This window comes from Streptomyces sp. NPDC048383, from assembly GCF_040651775.1.
Classification (GTDB): domain Bacteria; phylum Actinomycetota; class Actinomycetes; order Streptomycetales; family Streptomycetaceae; genus Streptomyces.
The window spans coordinates 63034-79956 of sequence record NZ_JBEZKS010000033.1; the positions used below are offsets into that span (position 1 = coordinate 63034).

Here is a 16923-nt window from a genome sequence, read left to right on the forward strand (position 1 = left end):
CTGCCGCGACGCGCACGTGTGTACGGCTGGCGCACGCCTCTTCGAGGAGGTGTGCGTCGCGCCGCGCGGTGTGCCACGATCGCCCGTAACTGCCGCTCGACGTACGGGGTATGAGGTTTCGTCATGCGCATCAAGGCTCGATCCACCATGCCGGTGACGACGATCGCGCTGCTTCCCGCGCTGCTCCTGGCAGCGGTCGGATGCAGCAGCGCCGACTCCCCCGCGTCCGGCAAGGTCCCGGACCCCAAGGGCTCCGCCGCCGCCCCCGCGCCGGGTGCGCCCGGCGCTTCGGCGTCCGGCTCCGCCGCGCCCGGGGCCGCGGCGCCCGTCGGGCTGGAGCGGGCCGCCCTCGTCCAGGGCGACCTGCCCGGCTACCAGATCTCCGCGCAGGGCAAGAATCCCAACGCCCCCGACGGACAGCCGCAGGCCGACAAGAAGGCCTGCCAGCCGCTGGCCGACATCATGGGCGACAAGCCCGACCCGGCCGCGCGCGAGACCGTGAACCGGGGCATCGGCTCCCAGAAGCAGGTCGGCCTCGCCGTGTCCGCCTCCGTCAGCTCCTACTCCGAGAGCGACGCCAAGCGGCTCGTCTCCCGCCTGCGCGACGCCGTCGCCGCCTGCGGTACGGGGTTCGCCGCCACGGTGGAGAAGCAGACCGGCAGCTACCGGGACGTGAAGACGGTCCCGTACCGGACCGCGGGGGACGAGAGCGTCAGCTGGACCACGATCGCGGCCGCCGGCGGGGTCTCGGCCCAGGTGCACCTGGTCGTCGTGCGCGAGGGCGACACCGTCGTACGGCTGATGGCGCTCAACGTCGCCGGCGCCGGACAGCAGGCGACCGTCCCGCAGGAGGTCGCCGACAAGCAACTGGAGAAGGTGGCCAAGGCCGGCTGACCGGCCGGCCGGACTACCAGGCGGCGCCGGCGGCGCCGCCCGCGGTCCCGTACTTCTCGTTGGGCAGCAGCAGCCACAGCGCCAGGTAGATCAGGAACTGCGGGCCGGGCAGCAGGCACGAGACCACGAAGATGATCCGCATCGTCTTCGCCTTCATGCCGAAACGTCGCGCGAGACCGGCGCAGACGCCACCGATCATCCGTCCGTCACGGGGGCGGGCAATCGCGCTCATGGCTTTCTCCTTCGTAGGGTGACCGCGCCCCGGGAATCCCCTGCGCGATGCCTCAATACTCGCGCGGCACCGCGGAAAGAACCTCGGTCCAGCGGCCGAGCCCGACCCTGGTAATTCTCGGGGTGGGCCCCTGAGACCGCCGCATCCTGGCCCGCAGGGCCGGTACGACGGCCAGGTGCGCGAGCACCATGCCGAGGGTGTTCAGCAGCACGGAATCCACGTCCACGACCTGCCCCGGGACGGCCGTCTGCAGCATCTCGATCGAGAGGGAGACCAGTACGCCGGCGGCCGCCGTCCTCGCCAACGAGGACCACGCGGACCACGGCGTGGGCGCGAGCCGCCCCCCGGCCAGCGGGAGCAGCACCCCGAGCGGGGCCAGCAGTGCCAGCCCCTCACCCATCCGCCGGGCGGCCTCCAGCGGCCCGTACGCCAGGTCCGCCCTGATCCCCTCCAGCGGGGTCAGATTGGCGGCGGCGGCCCAGGGCACGTCCAGCGGACGCAGGGTCAGCCATGCCACGAGGACCAGATGCGCGGCCAGCAGGGCCCCGCTCAGGATTCGGGGCCGGAGCGGGAGCTGTGTGGCGGTGGCGGCGCTGCCGCTGCCCTCATGACGGTGCACACCCGCGAGGACGCGCCCCCCGGTGGCGGTGGTTCCGCCTCAGCCCGTGACGAGCAGCACGATCAGCAGCGCCACTCCCGCGACGGCCGGCGCGATGACCTCGAAGGACCACGTCACCTTGACGGAGCCCTGCGCGCCGGGTCGCGCCGCCCCGCGCTCGGCGAGCTCGCGCAGCTCGTCGATGACCTTGTCCGCCGCGGCCCGCTCCGGCGTCGTCGCCGCCTTGTCGGCGTCCTTCTCCAGCCCCCGGCCGCTCAGCGCCTCGCGCCGGCTGAGCTGTCGACTGGCCTTCTTGCGTTCGCGCAGCGACACCGGAACCGACCAGAGCTGGTACTTCGAGCCCTCGGCCAGGACCTCCGCCGAGTACCCGGCGCGCACCGCGTCCACGGCGGCCCAGGGCAGCTCGATGACGCGGAACGGGTTGCGCACCCGCATCCGGTCGTCGTTGGCGAAGACGGCCGGGCGGATGGTGAAGGCCACGGTCAGCGGCACCGCGAACAGCGCGACGGCCAGTCCGATCCAGCGGGTCGCGCCCTCGCCGCGCACGACGGCGTCCCCGCACAGCCACGCGATCACGGCGAGCATGAGCACCCCGCTGACGACGGCCATGGGGGAGCGGTAGACGCGGTCGTCGTAGACCGGATCGTGGGGGGAGGGCGTAGTCATGCCGCCGATTGTGCCGTACGCGCGCGCGAGCGCGACCGGCCGTCCGCACCGATGACGGATCTCACGCCCATATGTGCGCCATGGGGGGTGACAGGCAGCTACGCGCGTAGATATGCTCCCCTGGTGACCATGCCCACCACCCTCACCGCATTCGCTGACGTGACGACGTCCGACAGCGCGCTGCGCCGCTTCCTGCACGGGCTGCCCGGCGTAGACGCAGTCGGCCTGGAGGCCCGCGCGGCCTCCCTCGGCACCCGCTCGATCAAGACGACGGCCAAGGCGTACGCCATCGACCTGGCCATCTCGATGATCGACCTGACGACGCTTGAGGGTGCTGACACCCCGGGCAAGGTCCGGGCGCTGTCCACGAAGGCCGTCCACCCCGACCCGACCGACCGCACGACGCCGATGACCGCCGCGGTCTGCGTCTACCCCGACATGGTGGCCACCGCCAAGGCGGCCCTGAACGGCGCCGACGTCAAGGTCGCCTCCGTCGCCACCGCCTTCCCGGCGGGCCGCGCGGCCCTGCCCGTGAAGATCGCCGACACCCGTGACGCCGTCGCCGCCGGCGCCGACGAGATCGACATGGTCATCGACCGCGGCGCCTTCCTCGCCGGCCGCTACCTGGACACGTACGAGCTGATCAAGGCGGTCAAGGAGGCCTGCGTCCGCGAGGACGGCACGGCCGCCCGACTCAAGGTGATCTTCGAGACGGGTGAGCTGTCGACCTACGACAACATCCGCCGCGCCTCCTGGATCGGCATGCTCGCGGGCGCGGACTTCATCAAGACGTCCACCGGCAAGGTCGGCGTCAACGCCACCCCCGCCAACACGCTCCTCATGCTCGAAGCCGTCCGCGACTTCAAGGCGCAGACCGGGATCCAGATCGGCGTGAAGCCCGCCGGTGGCATCCGCACGACCAAGGACGCCCTCAAGTTCCTGGTCCTGGTCAACGAGACCGTCGGTTCGGACTGGCTGTCCAACCACTGGTTCCGTTTCGGCGCCTCCAGCCTGCTGAACGACCTGCTCATGCAGCGCCAGAAGCTGAGCACCGGACGCTACTCCGGTCCCGACTACGTGACGGTGGACTGATCACCATGGGTTCTGTTTTCGAGTACGCACCGGCCCCCGAGTCCCGCTCGGTCGTCGACATCGCCCCCTCCTACGGCCTGTTCATCGACGGCGAGTTCACCGACGCCGCCGACGGCAAGGTCTTCAAGACCGTCTCGCCGTCCTCCGAGGAGGTGCTCGCCGAGGTCGCACGGGCCGGCGCCGCCGACGTGGACCGCGCGGTGAAGGCCGCCCGCAAGGCCTTCGAGAAGTGGTCCGCGCTGCCCGGTTCCGAGCGCGCCAAGTACCTGTTCCGCATCGCCCGGATCATTCAGGAGCGCAGCCGCGAGCTGGCGGTCCTGGAGACCCTGGACAACGGCAAGCCGATCAGGGAGACCCGCGACGCGGACCTCCCGCTCGTCGCGGCGCACTTCTTCTACTACGCGGGCTGGGCCGACAAGCTCGACCACGCGGGCTACGGCGCGAACCCGCGTCCGCTCGGCGTGGCCGGCCAGATCATCCCCTGGAACTTCCCGCTGCTGATGCTGGCCTGGAAGATCGCCCCGGCGCTCGCCACCGGCAACACCGTCGTCCTCAAGCCCGCCGAGACCACGCCCCTGTCGGCGCTGTTCTTCGCGGACATCTGCCGCCAGGCGGGCCTGCCCAAGGGCGTCGTCAACATCCTGACCGGCCACGGCGACGCGGGCGCGGCCCTCGTCGCCCACCCGGACGTCGACAAGGTCGCCTTCACCGGCTCGACCGCGGTCGGCAAGGCCATCGCCCGCCAGATCGCCGGCACCGACAAGAAGGTCACCCTGGAGCTGGGCGGCAAGGGCGCCAACATCGTCTTCGACGACGCCCCCATCGACCAGGCCGTCGAGGGCATCGTCAACGGCATCTTCTTCAACCAGGGCCAGGTCTGCTGCGCGGGCTCCCGCCTGCTGGTGCAGGAGTCGATCCAGGACGAACTGCTCGACTCCCTCAAGCGGCGCCTGTCGACCCTGCGCCTGGGCGACCCGCTCGACAAGAACACCGACATCGGCGCGATCAACTCCGCCGAGCAGCTCGCCCGGATCACCGCCCTCGCGGACACCGGCGAGGCCGAGGGCGCCGAGCGCTGGTCCCCGGCGTGCGAGCTGCCGTCCGCCGGTTACTGGTTCGCCCCGACGCTCTTCACGAACGTCACCCAGGCGCACACCGTGGCCCGCGACGAGATCTTCGGCCCGGTGCTGTCCGTACTGAGCTTCCGGACCCCGGACGAGGCCGTCGCCAAGGCCAACAACAGCCAGTACGGCCTCTCCGCCGGCATCTGGACGGAGAAGGGCTCGCGCATCCTCGCGGTCGCGGGCAAGCTCCGCGCGGGCGTCGTCTGGGCCAACACGTTCAACAAGTTCGACCCGACCTCGCCGTTCGGCGGCTACAAGGAATCGGGCTTCGGCCGCGAAGGCGGTCGCCACGGCCTGGAGGGCTATCTCGCCCCGTCGAGCCCGAAGGGTGAGCGCTAATGGGAACGGTTGAATCCTCTGTGACCCGTTTGAACGTCTTCAAGACCTACAAGCTGTACGTCGGGGGCAAGTTCCCCCGCTCCGAGAGCGGCCGGGTGTACGAAGTGACGGACTCGAAGGGCAAGTGGCTGGCCAACGCCCCGCTGTCCTCCCGCAAGGACGCCCGTGACGCGGTCGTCGCCGCCCGCAAGGCCTTCGGCGGCTGGTCGGGCGCGACCGCCTACAACCGCGGGCAGGTCCTTTACCGCGTCGCCGAGATGCTGGAGGGCCGCCGCGAGCAGTTCGTCCGCGAGGTCGGCGAGGCGGAGGGCCTGTCCAAGTCGAAGGCCGCCGCCGTCGTGGACGCGGCCATCGACCGCTGGGTCTGGTACGCCGGCTGGACCGACAAGATCGGCCAGATCGTGGGCGGGGCCAACCCGGTCGCGGGCCCGTTCTTCAACCTCTCCACCCCGGAGCCCACCGGCGTCGTCACCGTGGTGGCCCCGCAGGACTCGTCCTTCCTGGGCCTGGTCTCGGTGATCGCCCCCGTGATCGCGACGGGCAACACCGCCGTCGTGATCACCTCGGAGAAGTCCCCGCTGCCCGCGCTGTCCCTGGGCGAGGTGCTGGCCACCTCCGACCTGCCGGGCGGCGTGGTCAACCTCCTGTCCGGCAAGGCCGCCGAGATGGGCCCGCACCTGGCGTCCCACCAGGACGTCAACGCGATCGACCTGGCGGGCGCCGACGCGGCCCTCGCCAAGGAGCTGGAGATCGCGGCCGCCGACAACCTCAAGCGCGTCGTGCGTCCACAGCCTGTGGACGACTGGAGCGCCGACCCGGGCACGGCGCGGATGACCGCCTTCCTGGAGACCAAGACGGTCTGGCACCCGACGGGTTCCCTCGGCGCGGGCGGTTCCTCCTACTAGAGGCACCCCTCCCATGGACCGGCCCCGGCAGCGACCCCCGCGCTGTCGGGGCCTTCCCGTACGCCCGGCGGCCGCGCCCTACCCCTTGGGGAGCACCGGCCCCAGCAGCGAGGACACCGCGGCCGTGGGGAGTTCGCCGACCGACGGCCCCCGCGTCAGGGTGCCCGTCACCATGCCCGTGCCGACGGACGGGAAGTCCGCGACCTGCGTGGCGACCCCGTTGTCGAGGGGGTCCACGCCGGTGTTCGCGAGCGGGTTCACCTTCAGGTTCGTGATCGGGTCGGCCACCCCCGCCAGCGCCGCGGGGACGGAGAGTTCACCGGCCTGGGCCCCGCCCGCCGCCATCGCCAGGGCCGCACCGGCCATGGACAGGGTCAGCCCGGCGGCGCGGAGGCGCTTGGGAGGGGTGGGAGCTGCGTGACGTGCCATGGGTTCCCGCCTGTGGTCGTAGTCGCGTGCGCACACAGGGTAGTCGAGCCGGCTTCCCCGATTCCAACCGACGGTCCGCGCCCCGTGTGAGGCCCGTCGCAGGCACCGTCACGGGTGTGCCGATACGGCCGGTCATGCCCCACACTGGTGTCCCGTGAGCTGTTCATCTCCCCTCCCCACGCGCGTCGTGCTGCTGACCGGTCCCTCGGGATCCGGAAAGTCCTCGCTCGCGGCCCGTTCCGGGCTGCCCGTCCTGCGCCTGGACGACTTCTACAAGGAGGGGACGGACCCGACCCTCCCGCTGGTCGAGGGCAGTTCCGACATCGACTGGGACTCCCCGCTGTCGTGGGACGCGGAAGCCGCCGTCGCCGCCATCGCGCAACTCTGCTCCACCGGCCGCACGCAGGTGCCGGAGTACTCCATCGCCTCGTCCTCGCGCACCGGCACCGAGACCCTGGACATAGCGCGGACCCCGCTGTTCATCGCGGAGGGCATCTTCGCCGCCGACGTCGTGGCCCGCTGCCAGGAACTGGGCCTGCTCGCCGACGCGCTCTGCCTGCGCGGCCGGCCCTCGACCACCTTCCGCCGGCGCCTGGCCCGAGACCTGCGCGAGGGCCGCAAGTCCCTGCCGTTCCTGCTGCGCCGCGGCTGGCGCCTGATGCGCGCCGAACGCGGCATCGTCGCCCGGCACACCGCCCTCGGCGCCCACCCCTGCGGCCGCGACGAGGCCCTCGGCCGACTGGCCGCCGCCGCGGCCGGCCGGCACCGCACCGCGACCACCCCGGCCTGACCCCGCAGGCCCGCGCCCCGGGCACGCGAAAAGGCGGGATCACGCGGACCCCCGGCCGCTTGATCCCGCCTCTTCTCCCCCCGCAAGCCCCCGTCCCACCCCCGTAGGACGGCCCCCTGGGCCCATGGTCCTCGTTACGCGACGAGCTCCCCGAAGGACTCCGCCTCGTCACGTCCGAAGCTCAGCGCCTCGTCGTCCCGCAGCCGGCGCAGCGAGCGCCAGATGCTCGACTTCACGGTGCCGACGCTGATGCCCAGGATCTCGGCGATCTCCGGGTCGGTGCGGCCCTCGTAGTAGCGCAGCACCAGCATCGTGCGCTGCGGCTCCGGGATCCGGGTCAGCGCCTGCCACAGCACCGCGCGCAGTTCCGTACCCCGCATCGCGTCCGTGTCGGAGGCCGTCTCCGGCAGTTCCTCGGTCGGGTACTCGTTGAGCTTGCGCCGACGCCACGCGCTGATGTGCAGGTTCGTCATCGTCCGCCGCAGGTAACCGCCGACGGCCGCCTTGTCGCTGATCCGGTCCCAGGCGCGGTACGTGGAGAACAGCGCGCTCTGCAACAGGTCCTCGGCCTCGTGCCGGTCACCGGTGAGGTGGAAGGCGGTGGCGAAGAGGGCCGAGCGGCGCTCCTGGACGTACGCCGTGAACTCGGCCTCCGAGGTGGCGGAAGGAGTACGCGGTGCGGGAACCGTCTGGTACTGGTTCGCGTCAATGGCTGTGACGTGCACCGGCCGCGGACGGGCGACCGGCGTCGTACGGACACCCGCCCGGCGGTTCACATCGTGCAGCCGCGTGACAACCGCGCTGGTCGTGGTGCTGTGCAGCGTGTTCATCTCGCGCCCCCCGTCGTGGAGTCTGCTTCGGTCCGTGTTGCGATGACAGAAGCCTGCCCGCCGCACATAACCGGGGTGTCCTTCGACTGTCACAGGCCTGTCACAGCCAACCGTGGCCGGATCCGGGGCGCCGGACGGTCGAAGTCCCGACGGCCGATGGGACAGAATGAGGGCGTGCCTTTCCTGTTGCTGATCGAGGACGACGACGCCATCCGCACGGCCCTCGAACTCTCCCTGTCACGCCAGGGCCACCGTGTGGCCACCGCGGCGACGGGCGAGGACGGCCTGAAGCTGTTGCGCGAGCAACGGCCGGACCTGATCGTGCTGGACGTGATGCTGCCCGGGATCGACGGCTTCGAGGTGTGCCGGCGGATCCGCCGCACCGACCAGCTGCCGATCATCCTGTTGACCGCGCGCAGCGACGACATCGATGTCGTCGTGGGCCTGGAGTCGGGAGCCGACGACTACGTCGTCAAGCCCGTCCAGGGCCGGGTGCTCGACGCCCGGATCCGGGCCGTGCTGCGCCGGGGCGAACGCGAGGCGAGCGACTCCGCCGTCTTCGGGTCCCTGGTCATCGACCGGTCCGCGATGACGGTGACGAAGAACGGCGAGGACCTCCAGCTCACCCCGACCGAGCTGCGGCTGCTGCTCGAACTCAGCCGCCGGCCCGGTCAGGCGCTGTCGCGCCAGCAGCTGTTGCGGCTGGTCTGGGAGCACGACTACCTCGGTGACTCGCGGCTCGTCGACGCCTGCGTGCAGCGGCTGCGCGCCAAGGTCGAGGAAGTGCCGTCCTCACCCACCCTGATCCGTACCGTCCGGGGCGTCGGCTACCGGTTGGACTCGCCGCAGTGATCCGAGGCCTGTTCGCGGGCAGGCGTTGGACCAGCCTGCGGCTGCGGCTCCTGGTCGTGTTCTGCCTGGTCGCGCTGACGGCCGCCGTCTCCGCCTCCGGGATCGCCTACTGGCTCAACCGCGAGGCCGTGCTCACCCGTACCCAGGACGCGGCCCTCGGCGACTTCCGCCAGGAGATGCAGCTGCGGGCCGCGGGGCTGCCCGCCGAGCCGACCTCCCAGGAGATGCAGCGCACCGCCGAGTTGATGGCGGGCAGCAGCCCCGGGTACAGCGTGCTGCTGGTGCACGAGCGCAAGGACGGCCGGAAGGTGTTCGGCGCGGCGGGGGCGGCCACCTTCGGGTTGGACGACGTACCGAAGTCCCTCCAGCACGCCGTGAACGACCGGCAGAAGACCACGGCCGCCAACGACGCCGAGTACCACATGTACTGGCAGCGGACGAAGCCGCAGGGCAATCCGTACCTGGTGGGCGGGACGCGGATCGTGGGCGGCGGGCCGACCGGCTACATGTACAAGTCGCTGGCCACCGAGCGGGACGACCTCAACGCGCTGGGCTGGTCGTTGACCATCGCCACCGGGCTTGCGCTGCTCGGGTCGGCGCTGTTGGCGCAGGCGGCGGCGCGGACCGTGCTGAAGCCGATCCAGCGGCTCGGGGACGCGGCGCGCCGGCTCGGGGAGGGCGAACTCGACCACCGGCTGGACGTCTCGGGCACGGACGAACTCGCCGACCTCTCCCACACCTTCAACAAGACGGCCGAGGCGCTGGAGAAGAAGGTCGCCGACATGAGCGCGCGCGAGGAGGCCAGCCGCCGCTTCGTCGCCGACATGTCCCACGAACTGCGCACGCCGCTGACGGCTTTGACCGCGGTGGCCGAGGTGCTGGAGGAAGAGGTCGACGACCTCGATCCGATGATCGCGCCCGCGGTGGGGCTGGTGGTGAGCGAGACGCGCCGGTTGAACGTGCTGGTGGAGAACCTGATGGAGGTCACCCGCTTCGACGCGGGGACGGCGCGCCTGGTGCTGGACGACGTGAACGTCGCCGACCAGGTCACCGCGTGCATCGACGCGCGGGCGTGGCTGGACGCGGTGGAACTCGACGCCGGGCGGGGGATCGCGTGGCGGCTGGATCCGCGGCGCCTGGACGTGATCCTGGCGAACCTGATCGGCAACGCGCTCAAGCACGGCGGTTCCCCGGTGCGGGTGTCGGTGGAGACGGCCGACGCCGACTGGCTGGTGGTGACCATCCGGGACAACGGGCCGGGCATCCCCGAGGACGTCCTGCCGCACGTCTTCGACCGGTTCTACAAGGCGAGCGCGTCCCGGCCGAAGTCGGACGGCAGCGGTCTGGGCCTGTCGATCGCGAGGGAGAACGCGCACATCCACGGCGGTGACATCACGGCCGAGAACGGGGCGGACGGCGGGGCCGTCTTCACCCTGCGGCTGCCGGGGGACGTGGGGAAGGTGAGCACGGATGACGTGGACGCGTAGGGCGCTGCCGAAGGTCGTGGCGGCGGCGTTGCTGTGCGGGACCTCGGCGTGCGGGATCCGGGCGACGACCGTGCCGGTGGACGTGGGGCCGGCCCCCTCGCGGGTGTCCTGCGACACCCCGGAACGGCCGGCCGGGCAGAGCGGGGTGCAGGGGTTCCGGGCCACGGTGGAACTGGTCTGCGGATCGCAGCTGGTGGGCGTGGAGCGGATCGTCCCGGTGCCCGAGAAGAGGCCGGCCAAGGACGCCGAGGTGCTCGTCGCGCAGGCGCTGCTGGAGCAGTTGGAACGGACCTCGGCGGAGGAGCGCGGCGCCGGCTTCACCACCGGCGTCACCGGTGGGCTGACGGCCGCCCCGCCGCGGGCCGGCGATCCGGCGGGGACGGTCCGGCTCAGCCGGCGGCCCGAGGACCTGCCGCCGGTGGCGCTGTCGCAGGTCGTGTGCACCCTGGCCGGCAGCGACGCGATCTCGGCCGGGCCGGGCCCGGTGGTGCTGGGCGGGCCGGACGCGGACCCGCCGCGGGCGTGGGAGTGCACGGAAGCCGTCCGCTCCCGTCCGGAGTCGGTGCCGACGCTGGGCGAACTGGTCCGCCCGACGCCCTCCTGAGGCACGGCCGGGCGGCGGTCCCCCGGGAAGGCGACGGCCCCCCGGGCCGGAGCTCGGGGGGCCGTCGGGTGGCGCGGGTCAGATCCCGGCGGCTGCCGAAAGGTCCTTCTTGATCGCGTCCAGGATGCCCTGGCCGCGGGTGCGGGCCGGGACGAGGTCGTCGGCGTCCGCGACCGGGACCACGACCTCCAGGTAGCACTTCAGCTTCGGCTCCGTACCGGACGGGCGGACGATCACCCGGGCCTTGTGGGCGCCGTCGAGGTGGTAGCGCAGGCCGTCCGTGGGCGGCAGCGCCGCCGAACCGACCGCGAGGTCCTCGGCCGAGACGACCCGCAGGCCCGCGAGGGAGACCGGGGGCTCCGCGCGCAGCGCGGCCATCGCGTCGGCGATCACCGAGAGGTCCGAGACGCGGACCGACAGCTGGTCGGTGGCGTGCAGGCCGTGGGCCAGCGCCAGGTCGTCCAGCAGGTCGGTCAGGCCGCGGCCCCGCTCCTTGAGTTCGGAGGCCAGCTCCGCCACCAGCAGGGCGGCGGTGACGCCGTCCTTGTCGCGGACGCCCTCGGGGTCCACGCAGTAGCCGAGGGCCTCCTCGTAGCCGTAGCGCAGGCCCTCGACGCGGGAGATCCACTTGAAGCCCGTCAGGGTCTCCTCGTAGCCCACGCCCGCGGCCTCCGCGATCCGCCCCAGCAGGGAGGAGGAGACGATCGACTCGGCGAAGACGCCGCTGACGCCCTTGGCGACCAGGTGGGCCGCCAGCAGCGCGCCGACCTCGTCGCCGCGCAGCATGCGCCAGCCGGAGGCGGCCGACGCGTCCGGTACGGCCACCGCGCAGCGGTCCGCGTCCGGGTCGTTGGCGATGACGATGTCGGGGCGGACCTCGGCGGCCTTCGCGAAGGACAGGTCCATCGCGCCCGGCTCCTCCGGGTTGGGGAAGGCGACCGTCGGGAAGGCCGGGTCCGGCTCGGCCTGTTCGGCGACCAGGACCGGCTCCGGGAAGCCGTGCCGGGCGAAGGCCGCCATGACGACGTCCTTCCCGACGCCGTGCATGGCCGTGTAGACGGTCCGCACGCCCCGGGGGGAGCCGGGGGTCAGGACGGCGTCCGTACGGGCCAGGTAGGCCTCCAGGACCTCCTCGCCGAGGTCCTGCCAGCCCGAATCCGGGCGGGGCACGGAGGCCAGCGTGTCGATCCGGTCGATCTCCGCCGCGATCTCGGCGTCGACCGGGGAGACGATCTGCGCGCCGTCGCCGAGGTACACCTTGTAGCCGTTGTCCCGGGGCGGGTTGTGGCTCGCGGTCACCTCGACGCCGGCGACGGCGCCCAGGTGCCGTATGGCGAACGCGAGGACGGGCGTGGGCAGCGGGCGGGGCAGGACGGCCGCGCGGAGCCCGGCGCCGGTCATGACGGCCGCGGTGTCGCGGGCGAAGTCCGCCGACTTGTAGCGGGCGTCGTAACCGACGACGACGAGGCCGCCGGCGTGCCCCTGGGCCAGCAGGTGGGCCGCGAGGCCCGCCGCGGCCCGGATGACCACGCTGCGGTTCATCCGCATCGGACCGGCCCCGATCTCGCCGCGCAGGCCGGCGGTGCCGAACTGGAGCGTGCCGGCGAACCGGTCCGCGAGTTCGGCGGTGTCGCCCGCCTCGATGATCGCGGCGAGTTCGGCCGCGGTCTGCGGGTCCGGGTCCTCCGCCAGCCAGGCCCGGGCCCGGGTGATCAGGTCGTCCTGTACCTGTTCCTGCACTGCTTCCGCCTTACCTCTCGTACGTCGATCAGATGCGGGCGAGGACCTGCGTCAGCAGCGTGCCCATGCGGGCAGCGGAGTCGCGGCCGGCCTGGAGGACCTCTTCGTGGTTCAGCGGCTCGCCGGACAGGCCGGCGGCCAGGTTGGTGACCAGGGAGATGCCGAGCACCTCGGCGCCGGCCTCACGGGCGGCGATGGCCTCCAGCACGGTGGACATGCCGACCAGGTCGGCGCCCATCACGCGGATCATGTTGATCTCGGCCGGGGTCTCGTAGTGCGGGCCGGGGAACTGGACGTAGACGCCCTCCTCCAGGCTCGCGTCGATCTCCTTGCACATCGCGCGCAGGCGCGGCGAGTACAGGTCGGTGAGGTCGACGAAGTTCGCCCCGACGATCGGCGAGGTGGCCGTCAGGTTGAGGTGGTCGCTGATCAGGACGGGCTGGCCGGGCTTCATGCCCTCGCGCAGGCCGCCGCAGCCGTTGGTCAGGACGATGGTCTTGCAGCCGGCGGCGACGGCGGTGCGCACGCCGTGGGCGACGGCGGCGACGCCGCGGCCCTCGTAGTAGTGGGTCCGGCCGAGGAAGACCAGGGCGCGCTTCTCGCCGATCTTGTACGAGCGGATCTTGCCGCCGTGGCCCTCGACCGCGGCGGGCGGGAAGCCGGGCAGCTCGGTGACGAGGAACTCGGCCTCGGGGGCGCCCAGGGCCTCCGCGGCGGGGGCCCAGCCGGAGCCCATGACGAGGGCGACATCGTGGGAATCGACGCCGGTCAGCTCGCGCAGGCGGGTGGCGGCGGCGTCGGCGGCGGCGAAGGGGTCGGTAACAGATGCGTTCACGCGGACGAGCGTAGCCGCTCTCGGCCTACGCGCGTAGATGGCGCAGCTCACGGTGTTCGGATCGTTGCCTTGTCGTTTCCGCCGAATCGTCCCCGGGAGCCGTTGCGGGGCCTGGTCGGACGGGCTCTCCCCGGCCCGCCGGACGGTCGGGATCCGGTCGGGGCCGGGCCGGGATCCGGTCCGGGTTCAGCAGGGGCGCTTGCGCAGTTCCATCGCGTAGTCGTGCGGGGCGCCCGCGGACTCGGCGGCGTCGGCGATCTCGCCCAGGTACCGCGCCGAGGGCAGGCCGCCCTCGTACCCGTTGAGGACGTACGCCCAGGCGGCCTCCTCGCCGTCGAGCGTGTGCACCCGCACCCGCATCCGGCGGTAGATGTCCATCCCGACGCCCTCCCACCGGTCCATGGAGTCCTCGTCCAGCGGAGCGATGTCGTAGAGGGCCACGAAGACCTGGTGGCGGGGGGCTTCGACGATCGTGGCGAGGGCGCCCTCCCAGCCCATCTGCTCGCCACCGAAGGTCAGCCGCCAGTCGTTGATCCAGCCCGTTCCGCGCAGCGGCGAATGGGGAGCGCGGCGCGTCATCAGCCGCGGGTCGAGGTTGCCGGCGTACGCGGCGTAGAGCGACATGTGGTCGAGAGTACGGGAGGGCCCGGCCGCCGCGCGTGCCCGGATGGCGGGACCGGGGGCGAAGCACGGCGGAGCGTGCGGGACAATGGGGCACGGAATGCATCCCCCGGGGAGACCCCCCGGAACACCGGCCGGGGCGGCAGCCGGCCGGGTAGACGTGAGGCGGACTTTTCGTGACCCGGATCGTGATCATCGGCGGCGGACCCGGCGGGTATGAGGCGGCCCTGGTGGGGGCCCAGCTCGGCGCGGAGGTGACCGTCGTCGACTGCGACGGTCTGGGCGGGGCGTCGGTGCTCACCGACTGCGTGCCATCGAAGACCCTCATCGCGACCGCCGAGGTCATGACGACCTTCGACTCGTCGTACGAGGAACTCGGGATCGTCGTCGCGGACGACACCCCGCACATAGAACAGGCCGCGCGCGTCGTCGGCGTCGACCTCGGCAAGGTGAACCGGCGCGTCAAGCGCCTCGCGCTGGCCCAGTCCCACGACATCACCGCCTCCGTGACCCGGGCCGGCGCCCGCGTCCTGCGCGGTCGCGGCAAGCTCGGCGGGCCGCAGGGCATCGACGGCACGCGCGACGTCATCGTCACCGCGGCCGACGGCACCGAGACGATCCTCACCGCCGACGCCGTCCTGATCGCCACCGGCGGCCACCCCCGGGAGATCCCGGACGCGATGCCCGACGGGGAGCGGATCCTCAACTGGACCCAGGTCTACGACCTGGAGGAGCTGCCCGAGGAGCTCATCGTCGTCGGCTCCGGCGTCACCGGCGCCGAGTTCGCCGGCGCGTACCAGGCCCTCGGCTCCCGGGTGACCCTGGTGTCCTCCCGCGACCGCGTGCTGCCGGGCGAGGACCCGGACGCGGCCGCCGTCCTGGAGGACGTCTTCCGTCGCCGCGGGATGAACGTCGTCGGGCGCTCGCGCGCCGAGTCCGCCAAGCGGGTCGGCGACCGGGTCGAGGTCACGCTGTCCGACGGGCGCGTCATCACCGGCACCCACTGCCTGATGGCCGTCGGCGCGATCCCGAACACCAAGGACATGAACCTGGAGGAGTCCGGGGTCCGGCTCAAGGAGTCCGGGCACATCTGGACCGACAAGGTCTCCCGTACCTCCTCGCCCGGCGTGTACGCGGCCGGCGACGTCACCGGCATCTTCGCGCTGGCCTCCGTGGCCGCCATGCAGGGCCGGATCGCGATGTACCACTTCCTCGGTGACGCGGTGACCCCGCTCAACCTCAAGACGGTCTCCTCCAACGTCTTCACCGACCCGGAGATCGCCACCGTCGGCTACACCCAGGCCGACGTCGACTCCGGGAAGATCGACGCCCGCGTGGTGAAGCTCCCCCTGCTGCGCAACCCGCGCGCGAAGATGCAGGGCATCCGCGACGGCTTCGTGAAGATGTTCTGCCGCCCGGGCACCGGCATCGTCGTCGGCGGCGTGGTCGTCGCGCCCCGCGCGAGCGAGCTCATCCACCCGATTTCGATCGCCGTCGACAACAACCTGACGGTCGAGCAGATCGCAAACGCGTTCACCGTGTACCCCTCGCTGTCCGGTTCGATCGCCGAGGTCGCCCGCCAGTTGCACACGCGCAAGGCCGGCGGCGAGGCGTAGGAACCGACAACCACCCCTCCCCACATGCGGGTTGGGGTGGTCGCCGGGGTGTGATCCGGGGGTCGGTCGGGGCGGGTGAGGTCCCGTCCGGCCGCGTATACCACTTGTCGACCTGTCGTACGGACAACTTCGGTATTCCGGTGCAAGGAGCTGAAAGCAGACGGTCACCCGGGTTACTGTCAGTTTCGTGTTCGCTGCAGAACGTCGCCAATTGATCCTCGAAATGGTGCGGGCCAACGGAGCGGTATCGCTCCGGGAGCTCGCCCGCGTCGTCCAGACCTCCGAAGTGACCGTACGGCGGGACGTGCGGGCATTGGAGGCAGAAGGACTCCTCGACCGCCGGCACGGCGGTGCGGTATTGCCGGGTGGATTCACGCGGGAATCCGGCTTTCCGCAAAAATCCCATCTCGCCACGGCCGAGAAGACGGCCATCGCCGATGTGGCGGCCGGACTCGTCGAAGAGGGCGAGGCCATCGTCGTCGGCGCCGGCACCACGACCCAGGAGCTGGCCCGCCGGCTCGCGCGGGTGCCCGGTCTGACCGTGGTCACCAACTCGCTGCTCGTCGCCCAGGCGTTGGCGCACGCCAACCGGGTGGAGGTGGTGATGACCGGCGGAACCCTGCGGGGCTCCAACTACGCCCTCGTGGGCAGTGGTGCGGAACAGTCCCTCCAGGGGCTGCGGGTCTCCCGGGCCTTCCTGTCGGGCAGTGGTCTGACCGCCGAACGCGGCCTGTCCACCTCCAACATGCTCTCCGCGAGCGTGGACCGGGCCCTGGTGCAGGCCGCCGCCGAGGTGGTGGTCCTCGCCGACCACACGAAGCTCGGCACCGACACCATGTTCCAGACCGTGCCGACGGACGTGATGACCCGGCTGGTCACGGACGAGCCGCCGCCGCACGACGACCGGGCGGGCACCGAGCTCCAGGCACTGGCCGACCAGGGCGTCCAGATCACCGTGGCCGGCGCGGCCGTGGCCTCCGGCGGAGGCCCCGGCGGCGGGGCGGGCGGTGACGGGATGCAGGGGCGCAGGCCCCGGCGCGATTCCCCGCTCCCGGTCCAGCGGCGCGGCGGACCCGGCGCCCTCCGGTCGGCCGCGATGGCCGATCCGGGCGAGCGGGCCAGGGTCGCGGACATGCGCCGACGCTGACCGGACGGGGGGGGGGGGGCGCGCGCCCCCGCCGCCGGCCGGCGGGGGGGCCGGCGCGCACCGCCAGCGCCCGCGCGGCGGGCGGCGGGCGGGGGCCCGCC

The 16923-nt window shown here is 72.4% G+C and carries 18 protein-coding genes; 10 read left to right on the plus strand and 8 right to left on the minus strand.

Annotated elements, in window-relative coordinates; all coding sequences use genetic code 11:
• Positions 1-123 precede the first annotated feature (123 nt).
• Entirely contained in the window at positions 124-894 is a 771-nt protein-coding gene (locus AB0D46_RS22425; RefSeq protein WP_362879838.1) for a hypothetical protein, read from the plus strand.
• A 13-nt stretch (positions 895-907) separates the two neighbouring features.
• Here the strand turns inward: AB0D46_RS22425 and AB0D46_RS22430 are convergent, their stop codons facing one another.
• The 3 genes from AB0D46_RS22430 to AB0D46_RS22440 all read right to left on the minus strand — a co-directional run bounded on the left by AB0D46_RS22430 (position 908) and on the right by AB0D46_RS22440 (position 2411).
• Positions 908-1126 carry a PspC domain-containing protein gene (locus AB0D46_RS22430; protein WP_362879839.1) on the minus strand — a complete coding sequence of 73 codons (219 nt, stop codon included), beginning with the start codon at positions 1124-1126 and terminating at the stop codon, positions 908-910.
• Between the two features lie 52 nt (positions 1127-1178).
• Positions 1179-1682, minus strand: a complete 504-nt coding sequence (locus AB0D46_RS22435; protein ID WP_362879869.1) for a VanZ family protein — start codon at positions 1680-1682, stop codon at positions 1179-1181.
• Between the two features lie 102 nt (positions 1683-1784).
• Positions 1785-2411, minus strand: a complete 627-nt coding sequence (locus tag AB0D46_RS22440; RefSeq protein ID WP_362879840.1) for a PH domain-containing protein — start codon at positions 2409-2411, stop codon at positions 1785-1787.
• Between the two features lie 129 nt (positions 2412-2540).
• Here AB0D46_RS22440 and deoC point away from each other — a divergent pair, with 129 nt between their 5' ends.
• Genes deoC through AB0D46_RS22455 form a run of 3 tightly spaced genes read left to right on the plus strand, consistent with a single transcriptional unit; the run spans position 2541 to position 5871 of the window.
• Positions 2541-3503, plus strand: coding sequence for a deoxyribose-phosphate aldolase (deoC, locus tag AB0D46_RS22445; RefSeq protein WP_362879870.1), 963 nt, complete (start codon positions 2541-2543; stop codon positions 3501-3503).
• A 5-nt stretch (positions 3504-3508) separates the two neighbouring features.
• Positions 3509-4966 (plus strand): aldehyde dehydrogenase family protein, encoded by a 1458-nt coding sequence (locus AB0D46_RS22450; protein WP_362879841.1) that lies wholly within the window; start codon positions 3509-3511, stop codon positions 4964-4966.
• Positions 4966-5871 (plus strand): aldehyde dehydrogenase family protein, encoded by a 906-nt coding sequence (locus tag AB0D46_RS22455; protein ID WP_362879842.1) that lies wholly within the window; start codon positions 4966-4968, stop codon positions 5869-5871. Before AB0D46_RS22450 ends, AB0D46_RS22455 begins: the two co-directional genes overlap by 1 nt.
• A 78-nt stretch (positions 5872-5949) precedes the next feature.
• On the opposite strand, the gene AB0D46_RS22460 is transcribed toward AB0D46_RS22455, so the two are convergent.
• Positions 5950-6300 carry a hypothetical protein gene (locus AB0D46_RS22460; RefSeq protein ID WP_362879843.1) on the minus strand — a complete coding sequence of 117 codons (351 nt, stop codon included), beginning with the start codon at positions 6298-6300 and terminating at the stop codon, positions 5950-5952.
• A gap of 154 nt (positions 6301-6454) precedes the next feature.
• On the opposite strand from AB0D46_RS22460, the gene AB0D46_RS22465 reads away from it, so the two are divergent.
• Positions 6455-7090 (plus strand): hypothetical protein, encoded by a 636-nt coding sequence (locus AB0D46_RS22465; protein ID WP_362879844.1) that lies wholly within the window; start codon positions 6455-6457, stop codon positions 7088-7090.
• A gap of 134 nt (positions 7091-7224) precedes the next feature.
• Here the strand turns inward: AB0D46_RS22465 and AB0D46_RS22470 are convergent, their stop codons facing one another.
• On the minus strand, positions 7225-7920 hold the full coding sequence (locus tag AB0D46_RS22470) for a SigE family RNA polymerase sigma factor (RefSeq protein WP_362879845.1): 696 nt from the start codon (positions 7918-7920) through the stop codon (positions 7225-7227).
• Between the two features lie 174 nt (positions 7921-8094).
• On the opposite strand from AB0D46_RS22470, the gene afsQ1 reads away from it, so the two are divergent.
• From afsQ1 to AB0D46_RS22485, 3 genes are read left to right on the plus strand one after another with little or no spacing between them, the layout of a single operon-like run.
• On the plus strand, positions 8095-8772 hold the full coding sequence (afsQ1, locus tag AB0D46_RS22475) for a two-component system response regulator AfsQ1 (protein WP_362879846.1): 678 nt from the start codon (positions 8095-8097) through the stop codon (positions 8770-8772).
• A complete protein-coding gene (locus AB0D46_RS22480) occupies positions 8769-10259 on the plus strand; it encodes a HAMP domain-containing sensor histidine kinase (protein ID WP_362879847.1) in 1491 nt (496 codons plus the stop codon). Before afsQ1 ends, AB0D46_RS22480 begins: the two co-directional genes overlap by 4 nt.
• Complete coding sequence (locus AB0D46_RS22485) at positions 10243-10863, plus strand: hypothetical protein (protein ID WP_362879848.1); 621 nt, start codon at positions 10243-10245, stop codon at positions 10861-10863. Before AB0D46_RS22480 ends, AB0D46_RS22485 begins: the two co-directional genes overlap by 17 nt.
• Positions 10864-10941: 78 nt before the next feature.
• Here the strand turns inward: AB0D46_RS22485 and AB0D46_RS22490 are convergent, their stop codons facing one another.
• From AB0D46_RS22490 to AB0D46_RS22500, 3 genes are all read right to left on the minus strand, one after another.
• Positions 10942-12603, minus strand: coding sequence for a phospho-sugar mutase (locus AB0D46_RS22490; RefSeq protein ID WP_362879849.1), 1662 nt, complete (start codon positions 12601-12603; stop codon positions 10942-10944).
• A gap of 28 nt (positions 12604-12631) precedes the next feature.
• Entirely contained in the window at positions 12632-13438 is an 807-nt protein-coding gene (locus AB0D46_RS22495; RefSeq protein ID WP_281205643.1) for a purine-nucleoside phosphorylase, read from the minus strand.
• A gap of 186 nt (positions 13439-13624) precedes the next feature.
• Positions 13625-14062, minus strand: a complete 438-nt coding sequence (locus AB0D46_RS22500; protein WP_362879850.1) for a gamma-glutamylcyclotransferase — start codon at positions 14060-14062, stop codon at positions 13625-13627.
• A 173-nt stretch (positions 14063-14235) separates the two neighbouring features.
• On the opposite strand from AB0D46_RS22500, the gene AB0D46_RS22505 reads away from it, so the two are divergent.
• Together AB0D46_RS22505 and AB0D46_RS22510 are read left to right on the plus strand one after the other, a co-directional pair.
• Positions 14236-15675 (plus strand): NAD(P)H-quinone dehydrogenase, encoded by a 1440-nt coding sequence (locus tag AB0D46_RS22505; RefSeq protein ID WP_362879851.1) that lies wholly within the window; start codon positions 14236-14238, stop codon positions 15673-15675.
• 187 nt (positions 15676-15862) lie between these two features.
• A complete protein-coding gene (locus AB0D46_RS22510) occupies positions 15863-16822 on the plus strand; it encodes a DeoR/GlpR family DNA-binding transcription regulator (RefSeq protein ID WP_362879852.1) in 960 nt (319 codons plus the stop codon).
• Positions 16823-16923: the final 101 nt, after the last annotated feature.